This window comes from Sphingopyxis sp. SCN 67-31, from assembly GCF_001725095.1.
Genome location: NZ_MEFH01000068.1, coordinates 1 through 14975, shown reverse-complemented (window position 1 = coordinate 14975; position 14975 = coordinate 1). Strand labels below are relative to the sequence as shown.

The 14975-nt window shown below is 70.9% G+C and carries 17 protein-coding genes; 5 read left to right on the top strand and 12 right to left on the bottom strand.

Features of this window, described 5'->3' with window-relative positions; translation table 11 throughout:
- Positions 1–84: 84 nt before the first annotated feature.
- The 6 genes from ABS88_RS14115 to ABS88_RS14090 are packed head-to-tail and all read right to left on the bottom strand — an operon-like array spanning position 85 to position 4950.
- Entirely contained in the window at positions 85–567 is a 483-nt protein-coding gene (locus ABS88_RS14115; protein WP_076073429.1) for an MmcB family DNA repair protein, read from the bottom strand.
- A gap of 28 nt (positions 568–595) precedes the next feature.
- Complete coding sequence (gene ssb, locus ABS88_RS14110; RefSeq protein ID WP_104960214.1) at positions 596–1144, bottom strand: single-stranded DNA-binding protein; 549 nt, start codon at positions 1142–1144, stop codon at positions 596–598.
- Between the two features lie 32 nt (positions 1145–1176).
- Positions 1177–3051, bottom strand: coding sequence for a ferrous iron transporter B (gene feoB, locus ABS88_RS14105; protein ID WP_286750014.1), 1875 nt, complete (start codon positions 3049–3051; stop codon positions 1177–1179).
- Entirely contained in the window at positions 3048–3299 is a 252-nt protein-coding gene (locus ABS88_RS14100; protein WP_067111673.1) for a FeoA family protein, read from the bottom strand. Before ABS88_RS14100 ends, feoB begins: the two co-directional genes overlap by 4 nt.
- Positions 3300–3352: 53 nt before the next feature.
- Complete coding sequence (locus ABS88_RS14095) at positions 3353–4036, bottom strand: COQ9 family protein (RefSeq protein ID WP_076073432.1); 684 nt, start codon at positions 4034–4036, stop codon at positions 3353–3355.
- Positions 4036–4950, bottom strand: coding sequence for a DMT family transporter (locus tag ABS88_RS14090; protein WP_083674930.1), 915 nt, complete (start codon positions 4948–4950; stop codon positions 4036–4038). The genes ABS88_RS14095 and ABS88_RS14090 overlap by 1 nt, the downstream gene beginning before the upstream one ends.
- Before the next feature lie 113 nt (positions 4951–5063).
- Between ABS88_RS14090 and ABS88_RS14085 the strand changes: the two genes are divergently transcribed.
- Positions 5064–6149, top strand: coding sequence for an alkene reductase (locus ABS88_RS14085; protein WP_076073434.1), 1086 nt, complete (start codon positions 5064–5066; stop codon positions 6147–6149).
- A 46-nt stretch (positions 6150–6195) separates the two neighbouring features.
- Here the strand turns inward: ABS88_RS14085 and ABS88_RS14080 are convergent, their stop codons facing one another.
- From ABS88_RS14080 to ABS88_RS14065, 4 genes are all read right to left on the bottom strand, one after another.
- On the bottom strand, positions 6196–6795 hold the full coding sequence (locus tag ABS88_RS14080) for a hypothetical protein (protein ID WP_104960215.1): 600 nt from the start codon (positions 6793–6795) through the stop codon (positions 6196–6198).
- Complete coding sequence (ribH, locus tag ABS88_RS14075; protein ID WP_076073436.1) at positions 6788–7213, bottom strand: 6,7-dimethyl-8-ribityllumazine synthase; 426 nt, start codon at positions 7211–7213, stop codon at positions 6788–6790. The genes ABS88_RS14080 and ribH overlap by 8 nt, the downstream gene beginning before the upstream one ends.
- On the bottom strand, positions 7213–8490 hold the full coding sequence (gene ribB / locus ABS88_RS14070; protein ID WP_067180267.1) for a 3,4-dihydroxy-2-butanone-4-phosphate synthase: 1278 nt from the start codon (positions 8488–8490) through the stop codon (positions 7213–7215). Before ribB ends, ribH begins: the two co-directional genes overlap by 1 nt.
- Before the next feature lie 256 nt (positions 8491–8746).
- Positions 8747–9367 (bottom strand): ankyrin repeat domain-containing protein, encoded by a 621-nt coding sequence (locus tag ABS88_RS14065; RefSeq protein WP_076073438.1) that lies wholly within the window; start codon positions 9365–9367, stop codon positions 8747–8749.
- Between the two features lie 86 nt (positions 9368–9453).
- On the opposite strand from ABS88_RS14065, the gene ABS88_RS14060 reads away from it, so the two are divergent.
- Genes ABS88_RS14060 through ABS88_RS14050 form a run of 3 tightly spaced genes read left to right on the top strand, consistent with a single transcriptional unit; the run spans position 9454 to position 11241 of the window.
- Complete coding sequence (locus ABS88_RS14060) at positions 9454–10098, top strand: SCO family protein (RefSeq protein ID WP_199775032.1); 645 nt, start codon at positions 9454–9456, stop codon at positions 10096–10098.
- The gene (locus tag ABS88_RS14055) at positions 10086–10532 is read left to right on the top strand and encodes a YcgN family cysteine cluster protein (protein ID WP_076073439.1); all 447 of its coding nucleotides are present in this window, start codon (positions 10086–10088) and stop codon (positions 10530–10532) included. The genes ABS88_RS14060 and ABS88_RS14055 overlap by 13 nt, the downstream gene beginning before the upstream one ends.
- Positions 10513–11241, top strand: a complete 729-nt coding sequence (locus ABS88_RS14050) for a M48 family metallopeptidase (protein ID WP_234002537.1) — start codon at positions 10513–10515, stop codon at positions 11239–11241. The genes ABS88_RS14055 and ABS88_RS14050 overlap by 20 nt, the downstream gene beginning before the upstream one ends.
- 182 nt (positions 11242–11423) lie before the next feature.
- Here the strand turns inward: ABS88_RS14050 and ABS88_RS14045 are convergent, their stop codons facing one another.
- Together ABS88_RS14045 and msrB are read right to left on the bottom strand one after the other, a co-directional pair.
- Positions 11424–13637, bottom strand: coding sequence for a transglycosylase domain-containing protein (locus ABS88_RS14045; protein WP_475283119.1), 2214 nt, complete (start codon positions 13635–13637; stop codon positions 11424–11426).
- A 77-nt stretch (positions 13638–13714) separates the two neighbouring features.
- On the bottom strand, positions 13715–14116 hold the full coding sequence (gene msrB / locus ABS88_RS14040) for a peptide-methionine (R)-S-oxide reductase MsrB (RefSeq protein ID WP_076073441.1): 402 nt from the start codon (positions 14114–14116) through the stop codon (positions 13715–13717).
- A 163-nt stretch (positions 14117–14279) separates the two neighbouring features.
- On the opposite strand from msrB, the gene ABS88_RS14035 reads away from it, so the two are divergent.
- Complete coding sequence (locus ABS88_RS14035; RefSeq protein ID WP_076073442.1) at positions 14280–14798, top strand: DUF4402 domain-containing protein; 519 nt, start codon at positions 14280–14282, stop codon at positions 14796–14798.
- Positions 14799–14975: the final 177 nt, after the last annotated feature.

Genomic DNA, 14975 nt, shown 5'->3' with positions numbered 1-14975 from the left:
CGCACGCCCTCTTTGTGTCTTTGTGTGAGATTCTTCTTTCTTTGCGCCTTCGCGCCTTTGCGTGAGATTATCCGGGCTCCGCCCTCACCTCTCGACCCACCCCGCCGCCAGTTCGGGGTCCGCCATGATCATCGAGCGGCGCATTGCGAGGCGGCCGATGCGCAGCAGTTCGGCCTTGCGGCGCGCCGGGGCGAGCGTGCAGCGCGCCGCTTCGCGCACCACCGCCGCGCCGTAGCGGTCGGCGACGATCAGCCCGGAGGTTTCGGGGCGATAGGCCGCGGTGTCGAGGATCGCGGGGTCGAGCCCCGCGGCGAGCGCCCAGTAGAAATGGTCGCACCAGTCGCAATAGTCGGGCCACTTGCCGTCGCCGTGCAGGTCGGCGCGGCTGACCTTGATCTCGACGATGGTGATATGCCCGCGCGCGTCGATCGCGGTGAGGTCGGTGCGGCGGCCGTTGGGCAGCGGTACCTCCGGAATCGCGACCAGCCCCGCCTGCGCGAACAGCCGGCAGACGCCGCGTGCGACGTCGGGAGCGGTCAGGGGCGGTGCGAAATCGAGGCCCGCCATGGCGAAGCCTGCTTTCCTCTATAGTCGATCAGAACGGAACATCGTCGTCGAGGTCGTCGTCGAAGGGCGGGCGTCCGCCACCGCCGCCGCCGCCCGAGGCGCCGCCGCCCTGGTTCCAGCCGCCGCCGCCGGAAGAACCGCCGCCGCCGCCCTGTCCCCAGCTGTCGCCCGAACCCGATCCGCCGCCGCCCCAGTCACCGCCGCCGCGCGATCCGCCGCCGCCGGGGGCGCCGTCGAGCATCGTCAGCGCGCCGCCCATGCCGGCGATCACCACCTCGGTCGTATAGCGGTCGTTGCCGTCGCGGTCCTGCCACTTGCGGGTGCGCAGCGACCCCTCGACATAGACCTTGCTGCCCTTCTTCAGATAGCGCTCGACGACGCCGACCAGCCCGTCGCCGTTGATGACGACATTGTGCCATTCGGTGCGCTCCTTGCGCTCGCCGGTCATCCGGTCCTTCCAGCTTTCGGAGGTGGCGATGCGGATATTGGCGATCCGGCCGCCGTTCTGGAACGACTTGATTTCGGGATCGGCGCCCAGATTGCCGATCAGGATAACCTTGTTGACGCTGCCTGCCATCGCCGCTCCGCTCCGCTTTCCAAGTTGGGGGATCAGCCGAGTCCGAAGGCGACGGCCGTCCAATAGGTGATACCAGCAGCGGCATAGGCGAGCGCGAACAAATAGCCAACCATGAACAGCGGCCATTTCCATCCGTTGGTCTCTCGCCGCGTGATCGCGATGGTCGAGATGCACTGCGGCGCGAAGACGAACCAGGCGAGGAAGGCGAGCGCGGTGGCGAGGCTCCAGCGCCCCTGGAGGCGCTCGCCGAGCGACTGGGCGACGGCTTCCTCGTCGTCGTCGGCGTCGATCGCATTGGCGGTCGCCATCGCCGACACCGCGACCTCGCGCGCCGCCATCGCCGGGATCAGCGCGAGCGCGATGTCGTGGTTGAAGCCGATCGGCCGCACCGCGACCTCCAGCCCGCTGGCGATGCGGCCCGCGATGCTGTAGTCGACCTGGCGCACGTCGCTGTCCGCCGGCGCCTGCGGAAAGGTGAGCAGCAGCCACAGCACGACGGTGGTCATCGCGATGATCGTGCCGGCACGGCGCAGGAAGATCCACGCGCGCTGCCACAGCCCGATCGCGACGTCGCGCAGCCGCGGCCATTGATAGCGCGGCATCTCCATCATGAAGCCCGCCGCGCTGCCGCGCACGACGGTGCGGCGCAGCACGAAGGCGACGACGAGCGCGCCGACGATCCCCGCGACATAGAGGCCGAACAGCACCAGCCCCTGCATCCCGATCGGCGTCCCCGCGACGCCCCGGTTCGGGATGAAGACGCCGATGATCAGCGTGTAGACGGGCAGGCGCGCCGAACAGGTCATCAGCGGCGCGATGAGGATCGTCGTCAGCCGGTCCTTCTCGTCCGAGATCGACCGCGTCGCCATGATTCCGGGCACCGCGCAGGCGAAGCTCGACAGCAGCGGGATGAAACCGCGCCCCGACAGGCCGACCTTCGCCATCAGCCCGTCCATCAGGAAGGCGGCGCGGGTCATGTAGCCCGACGCCTCGAGCAGCAGGATGAAGAGGAAGAGGATCAGAATCTGCGGCAGGAAGACGACGACCGCGCCGACGCCGGCGAGCAGCCCCTCGACGATCAGTCCGCGCACGAAGCCGTCGGGAAGCGCGGCGGTCGCCGCGCCCTGCAAGGCGGCGATGCCGTTCTCGATCCAGCCGATCGGCGCTTCGGACCAGGCATAGACCGCCTGGAACATCACGAACATCAGCGCGAGCAGGATCAGGAAGCCCGCGACCGGATGGAGGATGATCGCATCGATGCGCTGCGTCCAGCGGCGCACCGGCGTTTCGGCGAGGATCGCGGCGCGCGCGAGCGCGCGGGCGCGCTGGTGGAGCGCGGCGTCGGACGGCGCCGCGGCCGGCGGCTGCGGCTCGCCCTGCGCGCGGCCCGCCTGCACCGCGGCATCGACCGCGGCGAGCAGCTCGGCGATTCCGCGCCGCCGCACCGCGACGGTCGGCACCACCGGCACGCCCAGCTCGCGCGCCAGCCGGTCGGGATCGAGCGTCAGCCCGTCGCGCTCGGCAAGGTCGACCATGTTGAGCGCGATCACGGTCGGCAGGCCGAGCGCGATCAGTTCGAGCGCGAAGCAGAGATGGTTGTCGAGGTTGGCGGCGTCGACGACGACGATCAGCGCGTCGGGGCGCGTCTCGCCCGCCTGGCGGCCGAGCACGACGTCGCGCGTCACCGCCTCGTCGGGGCTGGACGGGGTCAGGCTGTAGCTGCCCGGCAGGTCGACCAGCGCCAGCGGTCGGCCGTCGGCGAAGCTGGCGTGGCCCGCCTTGCGCTCGACGGTGACGCCGGGATAGTTGGCGATCTTCTGCCGCGCGCCGGTCAGCGCGTTGAACAGGCTCGACTTGCCGGCGTTGGGATTGCCGACCAGCGCGACGGTGGGGAGCGGGCCGGTCATGGTGTCGTCGGTTCGACCTCGATCGCCGCGGCCTGCTTGCCGCGGATGATGACCTTCATCCGCCCGATGGTCAGCGCGAGCGGTTCGCGCGAGAACAGGCTGCCGCGGTGCATCGGCACCACCTCGCAGCCCTCCATCAGCCCGAATTCGCGCAGCCGGCGTCCTTCGTCGTGCGTCATCGACGTCCAGTCGATGCGCGCGATGCGCACCGCGGTGCCGAGCGGAGAGGAATCGAGCTTCGCAAGCATTGCGAGCGATTATCAATAACCCCGGGGGAAGGCCAGCCCTTTGTTGGGTGCGGTCAGCGCCCCGGGTAGCGCAGGCGGCCGACGAAGCGGGCGAGGCTCGGGCGTTCGGTGCCGCGTGCGGCGCGGCGGTGCTTCCAGCCCTCGAAGCGCATCACCTGATCGATACGGCGCGCAAGGAAGGCGCGCGTGTCGGCGAAATCCTCGCTCTCGTCGTTCAGCGCCACCGCCATCGTCGCGGCATAGACGCCCGCGAGGATCGTGCGCTTGCTGTAATGGTTGAAATCGGTCGCGGTGTCGCCCGCGAGCCGCCACATCAGGTCGGCGGCGCGCCAGCCGAGCCGGGCCGCGAAGCGTGCGTTGGTCGGCAGCGCGAGCAGCGCCAGCGCGCGGCGCAGCGATTCGCGATCCGGCGCGATCAGCGCGAGGCGCGTTTCGACGAGCGTCGTGATCCGTTGACGGATCTTGAGCGTCGCCAGCGCCTCGGGCGGGCAGCGTTCGGCCATCGCGGCGTCGATCGTGGCGAACCAGGCGTCGACCATGTCGCGGCCGCCGCCGGGAAAGGCGAGCCGCGCCACGTCCGGATCGACGCCCGCGCGCGTCGCGGCATCGGCGAGCGCGGCGTCGCCGAAGCCGTCGAACGCGGCATTGCGTGCGATCAGCGGGGCGAGCGCGGCGCGAATCTCGTCAAGCGTCGGGTCGGCGGGCAGGGCGGCGGACGGGGACTGGACCATGACCATCAGATAGGCGCCATACGGCGGCTCGGCAACCGAATCAGCACCAGCGCGGCGCCGACGAGCATGCCGCCGAACAGGTCGATCGGCCCCAGCCGCTCGCCGAACATCAGCCAGCCGGCGAGCGCCGCCACCGCGGGCTGGACGAGCAGGGTCAGCCCGATCACCAGCGGCGTGAAGCGCGGCAGCGACCAGATCATCAGGCCCTGTCCGACGATCTGGCTGGTCAGCGCGAGCAGGATCAGCGGCGTCCAGTCGCCCGGCATCACCGGTTCGCCGAGCGCGAGCGCGACCGCGAGGAGCAACGGCACGCACACCGCCGACGCGATGGTGAGCGCGGTCCACGGCTCCAGCGTGCCGCGCACCTGCTTCATCAGGATGACGTAGCCGGTGTAGAGCATCCCGGCGAGCAGGCTGAGCAGGTCGCCGGCGAGATAGGCGGGCGACAGCTCGTAGCTCTGTCCCATCAGCAGCGCCGAGCCGGCGAAGGCGAGCAGGATCGCCAGCGCCTGCCAGCCGCGCGGCAGCTCGCGGGTCAGGAAAATGCCCCACAGGACGAGCAGCAGGCTCGCGCAATTGCCGAACAGCGTCGCGTTGGCGATCTTGGTATTGAGGATGCCGACATGCCAGGCGGCGAGGTCGAGCGCGAAGAAGATACCCGCCGCGGCGGCCACCGCGACCGCACGGCGGGGCGGGATGCGCCCGCCCGACTCGCGCCACGCGAAAAGCAGCAGCAGCGGCAGCGCGAGCGTCATCCGCCAGAAGGCCGAGGCGGTCGGGCCGACGTCGTCGGCGAGCCGCACCAGCATCGCGCCGAGCGACAGCGCGATATTGCCGCCGAGCAGCGCGGCGAAGGCCCAGCGGTTCGCCCGCGCCTTCGCCTGCCCGCTGCCGTCGCCGCTGTCCATCTTCGCTGTCATTTAGATTTTCTTTTGCTACCTAGCATTGTGCCGGCACCGGAGCGTCCATAGCTTCGCTGCCCATAGCGGCGGCCATCGGGGCCGTCGCGCAGAAAGTGGATAGTGGAGGAATCATGCCCGCAACGCTGTTCGATCCGATCAAGCTGGGCGCCATCGCGGCGCCGAACCGCATCGTCATGGCGCCGCTGACGCGCGGCCGCGCCGGCCCCGGCTTCGTGCCGAACGAACTGGCCGTCGAATATTATCGCCAGCGTGCCTCGGCGGGGCTGATCATCTCCGAAGCGACGGGAATCTCGCAGGAAGGGCTCGGCTGGCCGTCGGCGCCGGGGCTGTGGACCGACGCGCAGGTCGAGGGCTGGAAGCCGGTGACCGAGGCGGTGCATGCCGCGGGCGGGCGCATCGTCGCGCAGCTCTGGCACATGGGCCGCGTCGTCCATTCGGTGTTCAACGATGGCCGCCCGCCGGTGTCGGCCTCTGCCACCACCGCGCCGGGCAAGGCGCACACACCGGTCGGACGACGCGACTATGAGGAGGCGCGGCCGCTGCGCCTCGACGAGATTCCGCGGCTGATCGACGATTATGCGAAGGCGGCGGAGAATGCGAAGAAAGCCGGGTTCGACGGGGTCCAGCTCCACGCCGCCAACGGCTATCTGATCGACCAGTTCCTGCGCGACGGCACCAATTTGCGCGACGACGCCTATGGCGGCCCGGTCGAGAACCGCATCCGCCTGCTCGGCGAGGTCACCGCGGCGCTGATCGGGGTGTGGGGCGCCGATCGCGTCGGCGTGCGCCTGTCGCCCAACGGCGATTCGCAGGGCGTCGACGACAGCGCGCCCGAGCGGCTGTTCCCCGCGGCGGCGGCGGCGCTCGACGCGCTCGGCATCGCCTTCCTCGAACTGCGTGAGCCGGGGCCCGACGGCACCTTCGGCCGCACCGACGTGCCCAGGCAGTCGCCCGCGATCCGCAAGCTCTTTGCCGGGCCGCTGATCCTCAACAGCGACTATGACGTCGAAGAGGCGAAGGCGGCGCTGGAAAGCGGCGTCGCCGACGCGATCAGCTTCGGCCGCCCCTTCATCGCCAACCCCGACCTCGTCGAGCGCATCCGCACCGGCGCCGCATGGGCGCCCGACAATATGCAGACCTGGTATTCGCCGGGACCGGAGGGCTATATCGACTATCCGGCGCTGGTCGCGGCCTGACCCGGAAAGGCGCGTCGCTCCTGCGAAAGCAGGGGCGACGTGGGGGTCAATCGCGCGCGGCGACCGCCCTGTCGACGATCCCGGCACCGATCGGACCCAGTATCTGCCCGCCGAAGCGGAAGAGCAGGAAGGCGCCGGCGAAGGCGACCAGCGGCGCGATGAACAGCGCGGCGATGGCGACGACCAGCAGGACGAGGGCCAGCGTCGTGAAGCCGCTGGACAGCGTCTGCCGGCCCCTGGGGCCGAGCGCGATCGTGCGCGGACCCTTTGCGTCCCACCATTTGCCGGTGACGATCGTCTTGCGGCCGCTCGCGGCAGCGGCAGTGGGCCGCGATGCGCGGGCGGGAGCGGCCGGCCTTGCGTCGCGATTCGTCCACGGCTGCTTGCGACTCGCCTTGGCTGCGACCGCGCGATCGGCCGCGGGTCGTGCGGGCGGCGGGGGCGCTTCGGGGATTTTGGCAGGCGCCGGGATTTCGGGGACGGCGCGCGCGACGGGGCGGATCGGCTCGTTGCCCATCCGCCGGTCGTGCTCGGCCATCCGCTCGGCGGCGGTCGGCGGCGTCCGGCCGGTGTCGCGGTCGAGCACCACCAGCCGCCCGCCGCGCTCGACGATCGCGTAACGGCTGGGAGGCGGCCGGTCAGCCAATGCCGAATTTTTCCTTCAGGTCGAGCATCGCCAGCGCGGCCTTCGCCGCCCCGCCGCCCTTGTCACTCCGCGTCCGGTCGGCGCGCGCCAGCGCCTGCTCCTCGTCCTCGACGGTCAGGATGCCGTTGCCGATCGCCAGCCCGTCGAGGGTCAGCGCCATCAGCCCGCGCGCGCTTTCGTTCGACACCACCTCGAAATGATAGGTCTCGCCGCGGATGATGACGCCGAGCGCGACATAGGCGTCGAAGCGCCCGGTCTCCGCGCCCAGCGCGATGGCGGCGGGCACTTCGAGCGCGCCGGGGACCGTCACCGTCTCGTGGCTGTGCCCCGCCGCCTCGACCGCGCGGCGCGCGCCGTCGAGCAGCATGTCGTTGAGATGTGAATAGAAGCGCGCTTCGACGATCAGGACATGCGCCATCAGGCCGCCTCCCCCGGGATCGCGCGCTCGCCGACGATCGACAGGCCATAGCCTTCCAGCCCGACGATATTGGTGTGCGACGGGGTGAGCAGCTCCATCGCATGGACGCCGAGGTCGGCGAGGATCTGCGCGCCGATGCCATAGGTGCGCAGGTCCATGCCGCCGGCGGGCGGCGGGCTGGCATCGGCGGCGGCCGAGCCGGGCAACGGGCGCATCAGCATCACGATGACGCCGGCGCCGGCCGCGCCGATCGCCTCCATCGAGCGCTGCAGGCGGCGCTTGCGCGGCCCCGGCCGGCCCATGATGTCGTCGAAGATCGACACCGGATGCATCCGCACCAGCGTGACCGCCTCGGGATCGACGACGCCCTTCTGCAGCACGAGGTTCACCGATCCGTCGATCTTGTTGCGATAGGATTTGAGCCGCCAGTCGCCGCCGTAATCCGATTCGAAGGGCTCGTCGGACACGCATTCGACCAGCCGGTCGTTGCGGTGGCGATAGGCGATCAGGTCGGCGATCGTCCCGATCTTGAGCCCGTGGCGCCGCGCGAAGGGGATCAGGTCGTCGAGCCGCGCCATCGTCCCGTCGTCGTTCATGATCTCGCAGATCACGCCCGAGGGGTTGAGCCCGGCGAGGCGGCTGATGTCGACCGCGGCCTCGGTATGGCCGGCGCGCACCAACACGCCGCCGTCGCGCGCGATCAGCGGAAAGACATGGCCCGGGGTGACGATGTCGTCGCGGCCCTTGCCGGCGTCGATCGCGACCGAGACGGTGCGCGCGCGGTCGCCCGCCGAAATGCCGGTGGTGACGCCCTCGCGCGCCTCGATCGAGGTGGTGAAGGCGGTTTCGTGGCGGGTGCCGTTGTTGCGGCTCATCAGTTCGAGGCCGAGCTGTTCGACGCGCTCGCGGGTCAGCGTCAGGCAGACGAGCCCGCGCCCGTGGGTGGCCATGAAGTTGATCGCGTCGGGGGTCGCCATCTGCGCCGGGATGACGAGGTCGCCCTCATTCTCGCGGTCCTCGTCGTCGACGAGGATGAACATGCGGCCGTTGCGCGCCTCCGCGATGATCTCTTCGGGCGTCGCCATCGGCGACAGGTCGCTGCCGTGCGTCAGCCAGCTTTCGAGCTTGCGCAGCGTTTCGGCGGTAGGGTTCCAGCCGGGCGATTCGAGGTCGCGCAGGCTGTTGGCATGGAGACCGGCGGCGCGCGCAAGCCCCGAACGGGACATGCTGCCGTCATCGACGATGGCGCGGATGCGCTCGATGAGTTGCGTGGACATGGAGGGCAGTTTTCACACTGTGGTGTGAATGTCAATGCGGATATCACATTGATACGGCATCGTCGGGTTTTGGAGGGCGTGCGAATGCTTCTCCTCACCCTGGATCAAGTCGGGGCCATGCCCCTCAGGCCAGCTCCCCGGCGAAAGCCGGGGTCCAGATGGCGTAGCGCTGCCCTGCGTGGACCCCGGCATTTGCCGGGGAACGACACCGTGCTGGAAGAAGTACGAGGCAGGGAAAGTCCCGCAGCCGGCCGGATCACTTGGGCCCGAAGACCGGCCCGATGTCGCGCAGCGGCGCGTCGGGCTTGGCGTCGAGCAGCGCGAGGAGTTGGCCGCTGCGGTCGTCGCGCTTCGCATAGTCGCGCGCCGACATGCCCGCGATATGGTCGGCCTTGTCGGGGTTGGCGCCGCGCCGGACGAGCAGGCGGACCATCGCGCTGTTCTTTGCCTGCACCGCCAGGATCAGCGCGGTTTCGCCGCGGCGGTTGGTCTGGTCGACCGGCGCGTTCCGGTTCAGCAGTTCGTCCGCGCCGTCGGTGAAGTCGAGCAGCGCGCTGTGCATCAGCGGCGTCACCCCCTGCCGGTCGGCGATCGCCGGGTCGGCGCCCTTGCCGAGCAGGAAGCGCAGCCAGGTCGCGTCGCGGCGCTTGACGACGATCGCCAGCGCGGTCTCCCCCGTGTCGGGGTTGCGCGCGTTGATCAGCGTCGAATCGTCCTTCAACGCGTCGGTCGCCTTGTTGCCGTCGCGATTCTCGACCGCCTGCAGAAAGGCATAGCCGCCGCGGAACTGCGCCTGCGCGCCCGGAACGGCGAGCGTCCCCAGCGTCGCCGCGATCAGCAGGGTGGAAGCGAAGCGAAAGGACGCGCGCCTGGACATGATCGAAGAACCCCCGAACAGGATCGCCGTCCCCCCAGCGACGACAAAGGTTGATTTTCGGCGTCTAGCCCCGCAAGGCTGGCCCGATGATGAACGGCCTGAATATCGCCCGAAGCCTGCTCTGCGCAAGCCTGATGCTCGTCTTTTGCACCGCGCTCGCCGCGTGCGGCGGCCCGGCCAAGGCGCCCGAGGCGCAGCCGCCGCTCGCCGGCGCGCGGATCGGCGGCCCCTTCACGCTGACCGACCAGGACGGCCGCACGGTGCGCGACGGCGATTTCGCGGGGAAATATCGCATCGTCTATTTCGGCTACAGCTATTGCCCCGACATCTGCCCGGTCGATTTGCAGAAGCTGATGCGCGGGCTGGCGCAGTTCGAGAAGGCCGACCCCGCGCGGGGCGCGAAGGTGCAGCCGCTGTTCGTCACCGTCGACCCGGCGCGCGACACGCCCGCGGCGCTGAAGCCCTTCGTCGCGCGCTATCACCCGCGCCTGCTCGGCCTCACCGGCACCCCCGAACAGATTGCGGCGGTCGCGAAGGATTATGCCGTCGTTTACAACAAGGTCGCGGGATCGGCGCCCGACCGCTACCTGATGGCGCACAGCCAGATCGCCTTTCTGATGAACCCCGACGACAAGCCGCTCGCGATGCTGCCGCTCGACGACCCGTCGACCGATGGCGACGAGGGCGCGCCGGCCGAGGTCGCCGCCGAGCTGGCGAAATGGGTGAAGTAGCGCCCGCGCGCCGCTTCTGGGAGGCGCCGCTCGCCAGCCTCGACGCCGGCGAGTGGGAGGCGCTGTGCGACGGCTGCGGCAAATGCTGCCTCCACAAGCTGGAGGACGAGGACACGGGCCGCATCTATCCGACCAATGTCGCGTGCCGCCTGCTCGACCTGAAGACCGCGCGGTGCGGCGACTATCGGCACCGCCGCCGCCACGTCCCCGATTGCCTGACGCTGACCAAGGCCAGGGTCGCCGATATCGAATGGCTGCCGCAAAGCTGCGCCTATCGGCTGCGTGCCGAGGGGCGGCCGCTGCCAGACTGGCACTATCTGGTGTGCGGCGACCGCGACGCGGTGCACCGCGCGGGCGAATCGATCGTCGGCTGGACGGTCGGTGAGGATGTCGCCGGGCCGCTGGAGAACCATCTTGTGGAACGCGTCGTCTGATCGCGCGGCGGAGGCGCCGCAGATCCGGATCGGCGACGAGGTCTGGCCGGTGCGGCTGGTCCACCATGCCCGCGCGCGGCGCTATCGCCTGGTCCTCGACGCCGCGCGCGCCGAACTGCGGCTGACGCTGCCGCGCCGGGGGAACAGCGCCAAGGCGCTGCGCTGGGCGAGCGAGCAGCAGGACTGGCTCGCCGAGCAGGTCGGCAAGGCGGCGGCGCCGGTGACGGTCGGACCCGACACGCTGCTGCCCCTGTTCGGGGTCGAGCGGCGCATCCTCTGGTCGGCCTCCGCGCCGCGCGCGGTGCGGCTGGCGGACGATGCCCTGCATGTCGGCGGCCCGGCGGCCGGGGTGGGGCGGCGGATCGAGCGCTGGCTGAGGGCCGAGGCGCTGGCGCTGATGGAACGCGAAAGCCGCGCGATCGCGGCGGCGGCGGGGCTGCGCGTCGGCCGCGTCGGGGTCGGCGACCCGCGCAGCCGCTGGGGAAGCTGCACCGCCGCGGGCGACCTGCGCTATAGCTGGCGGCTGATCCTGGCGCCCGACCATGTCCGCCGCGCCACCGTCGCGCACGAGGTCGCGCACCTCGCGCATATGGACCACGGCCCGGCGTTCCACGCGCTCGTCGCGGCGTTGCACGACGGTGACGTCGCCGCCGCGCGCGCCTGGCTGCGCCGCGAAGGGCGCGGACTGCACCGCTATCGCTTCGGCTGACCGGCCGGGCTGCGGCTGGTTCGGTATAGGGCTTTGGACACGCAAGGGCTCGTTCCCCGGCGAAAGCCGGGGTCCAGGTGGCGTGGCGCTGCCCCGCGTGGACCCCGGCTTTCGCCGGGGAACATTCAGGGCGTCTCCGGAAATCGAAAAGAAACGCCGGCGCGAGCCGCCCTCAACGGACGTCAGCCCGCCCGGTCGCCCTCGCCGTTCGGCGGGCGCGCCGGGGTCTTGGGCAGGGGGACGATGATCTTCGGGGCGGCGGCCGGCGGGGCCTTGAGCTGCGGCACGGCCCTGGGCGCCGCGCCGGGGTCGGCGGGCGGGCGGCGGCCGGTCTGCTCCTCGATCCACTGCTGGTTCAGCACCGGGCCGTCGGCGGGCGGGGGCGGCGGCGGTGCGGCGGTGCCTTCTTCGGGCGGCGGGCCGAGCGCGGGCAATTCGATCGGCATGCCGTTCTCGTCGACCAGCGCGCCATCCTCCTCGGGGGCGCCGAAATAGGCCTCGCTATCCTCTTCGAGCTGCCATTCGGGCAGCTTGACCTCGGTATCGAAGGGCTCGATCGGGCGCTTGGCGACCGCGACGCGCATGAAGTCGGCGAAGGCGCGCGCCGGGGCGCGGCCGCCCTGCAGCCCGCCGACCGGCTTCGCATCGTCGCGGCCCATCCACACGCCGGTGGTGATGCCGCTCGAAAAGCCGAGGAACCAGCCGTCCTTGTTGCTCGACGTCGTGCCGGTCTTGCCCGCGACCGGGCGCCCGATCTGCGCCGCCTTGCCGGTGCCGGTGTTGACCGCGGTCTGGAGCAGGTCGGTGATGCCGGCGGCGACCCAGTGATCGACCAGCACCTGCCCGCGCTCGGCGGGGCGCTGATAGAGCAGGCGGCCGTCGGCGGTGGTCACCCGCGTGATGCCGTAGGGCTGCACCGACACGCCGCCGCGCGCGACCGCGGCGAAGGCGGCGGTCATGTCGATCACGCGCACCTCCGCGCTGCCCAGCACCATCGACGGATGGGTGTTGATCGGGGTGGTGATGCCCAGCCGGCGCGCCATGTTGGCGACCGACGAAAAGCCGATCTCGTCGCCCAGCTTCGCCGCGACGGTGTTCACCGAATAGGCGAAGGCGGTGCGCAGGCTCATCGGTCCGGCGAAGCGCCCCGACGAGTTGCGCGGGCTCCAGCCGTTGATCGTCACCGGCTCGTCGACCACCTGGTCGTCGACCTTGTAGCCCGCCTCGAGCGCGGCCATGTAGACGAACAGCTTCCACGCCGATCCCGGCTGGCGCACTGCCTGCGTCGCGCGGTTGTAGTTGGAGGTGACGTAATCGGTGCCGCCGACCATCGCGCGCACCGCGCCGTCGCGGTCGAGCGCGACGAGCGCGCCCTGCACGCCGCCGGGGGCGTTGGCCTGGATCGCCGCGGTCGCCGCGCGCTGCATGCCGAGGTCGATCGTCGTGTAGACGTCGAGCGGCTCGTTGCCCTCGTCGATCAGCATGTCGAGCTGCGGCAGCGCCCAGTCGGTGAAATAGCGCGCGCTGTTCTGTCCCGTCTCCTGCGCGAGCTGGACGTTGGCGGGCTCGGCGCCGGCGGCCTGCGAGCGGGTGATGAAGCCCGCGTCGACCATCGTTTCGAGCACGACGCCGGCGCGGCCCAGCGCCGCCTGCGCGTCGGCGGTCGGCGAATAGCGCGACGGCGCCTTGACCAGCCCCGCGATCACCGCCGCCTCCGACAGCGACATCTGGGTCGCGCTATGCCCGAAGAAGCGGCGCGACGCGGCGTCGACGCCATAGCTGCCGCCGCCGAAATAGACCTTGTTCAGATAGAGTTCGAGCAGCTCGTCCTTCGAGAATTTCCATTCGAGCGCGAGCGCGAGCACCATCTCGCGCCCCTTGCGCGTCCAGGTGTAGCTGTTCGACAGGAAGATGTTGCGCGCGAGTTGCTGGGTGATCGTCGAGGCGCCCTGCATGCGCCGCCCGGTGCCGTGGGTGCGCACCGCGAACACCGCGGCGCGGGTCATCCCGACCGGGTCGAGGCCGGGGTGATAGCGAAAGCGGCGGTCCTCGACCGCGACCATCGCGTCCTGCATCACCTGCGGCACCTCGCGCAGCGTCAGCCAGCGCCCGTAGTTCGGCCCGAGCGAGAAGAAGACGGTGCCGTCGGCGGCGTGGATGCGCACCGTCTGGCCGGCGGGCGATTTCTTGAGCGCCTCGAAGCTGGGCATCCGCTGCACCGCGAGCCCGACCGCGACCGCCAGCGCGACCGCGCCGACGAAGGCGAGCGCCAGCCCCCAGCGGACGGCGCGGCGCAGCCACAGCCGCCAGCGCGGCAGCGCCGCCGCGCCCGAGCGGGGCGTCTTGCCCGAAGACGAGGATTTTCCCGACGAAGCCGGCTGTCGTTCGCGGCGCAAAGTCCGTGTTCCTTCCCTCGCTGCGCCCTGTCAGTCACAGCCCGTTGACGTCGGCCCCTTGGGCGCGAGGGATGTAGTCAGCCCGCGCCGGTCTCCGCCTCATCCCGTCCGCGCTCGGCGAAGTCAAGCGCCGCGCTGTTGATGCAATAGCGCAGGCCCGCCGGGCCGGGGCCGTCGGGAAAGACATGGCCGAGATGGCCTTCGCACGCGGCGCAGCGCACCTCGATCCGCGTCATGCCGTGGCGCGTATCGCGATGCTCGCTGACCGCGCCCTCGCTCGCGGGGGCGGTGTAGCTCGGCCAGCCCGAGCCGCTGTCATATTTGGTGCGGCTGTCGAACAGCGGCGCGCCGCAGCCGGCGCAGCGATAGATGCCGTCGCCCTTGAAATCATTGTATTTGCCGGTGAAGGCGCGCTCGGTGCCGCTTTCGCGCAGCACATGATGCGCCATCGGGTCGAGGGCGGTTCGGTTGTCGGTCATCGGGGCTCTCCTTGCGGGTGCGCGCGGCGGGGCGGCGCGGCCTTCCGCTCGCATATATCGGCCCGCCGCGGCCGCGTCGCAAGGGGGCGGGCGGGGGCTGCCGTCCCCTTTGCGACGCGGCGGCTTTACGCGCACTTAACCATGATCGTGGCAGGGTGAGGGCGTGAGATGGCCCGTCGCCCTCGTTCCGATCCTGGCTTCCGCGGCGGCGCCGGCGGCGGCGCAATGCCTGCTGTGCGCGCCCGGCGCCGAAGCCGGGGCCGCGCCGCGAATCGGGCGCACCGCGGAAACGCCGCTGCGCGTCGAGATCGAGACGCAGCTCGACATGGGCCGCGTCGCGGTCGGCGCCGCGGGCGGCGAGGTCGAGGTCGACCCCGTATCGGGCGTGCGGCGGCTGCGCGGCGCGCTCTTCGATCTCGGGGGTTTCGCGCTGTCGGGGGTGGTATCGGTGCGCGGCGAGCCGGGCGCGGCGGTGCGCGTCGTGCTGCCGACGGCGGTCGACCTCGAAAGCGGCAGCGGGCGCGCGGCGCGCGTCACCGGGCTCGTCACCGACCTGCCGCCGGCGCCGCGGCTCGGCCCCGACGGCCGGCTGCGCTTCCGCTTCGGCGGCCGCCTGCAGGTCGCGGGGCTCGACGACGGCGACTATCGCGGCCGCATCCCGGTGACGGTCGAATATCAATAGCGGGTCCGCACCCCAGGACGGATCGACATTCAGAAGATGGCGAGCCGGAGTCGAAGACGACCACAGGTCAAAATGGTGGATTTTCGGGACCCGGAGCGCAGCGTGCTGATGGCACGTGAGCACCGGAAGCGCGAAAAGCCGCCATTTGCAGGCCGCCAGAGCTGAATGTCGATCCGT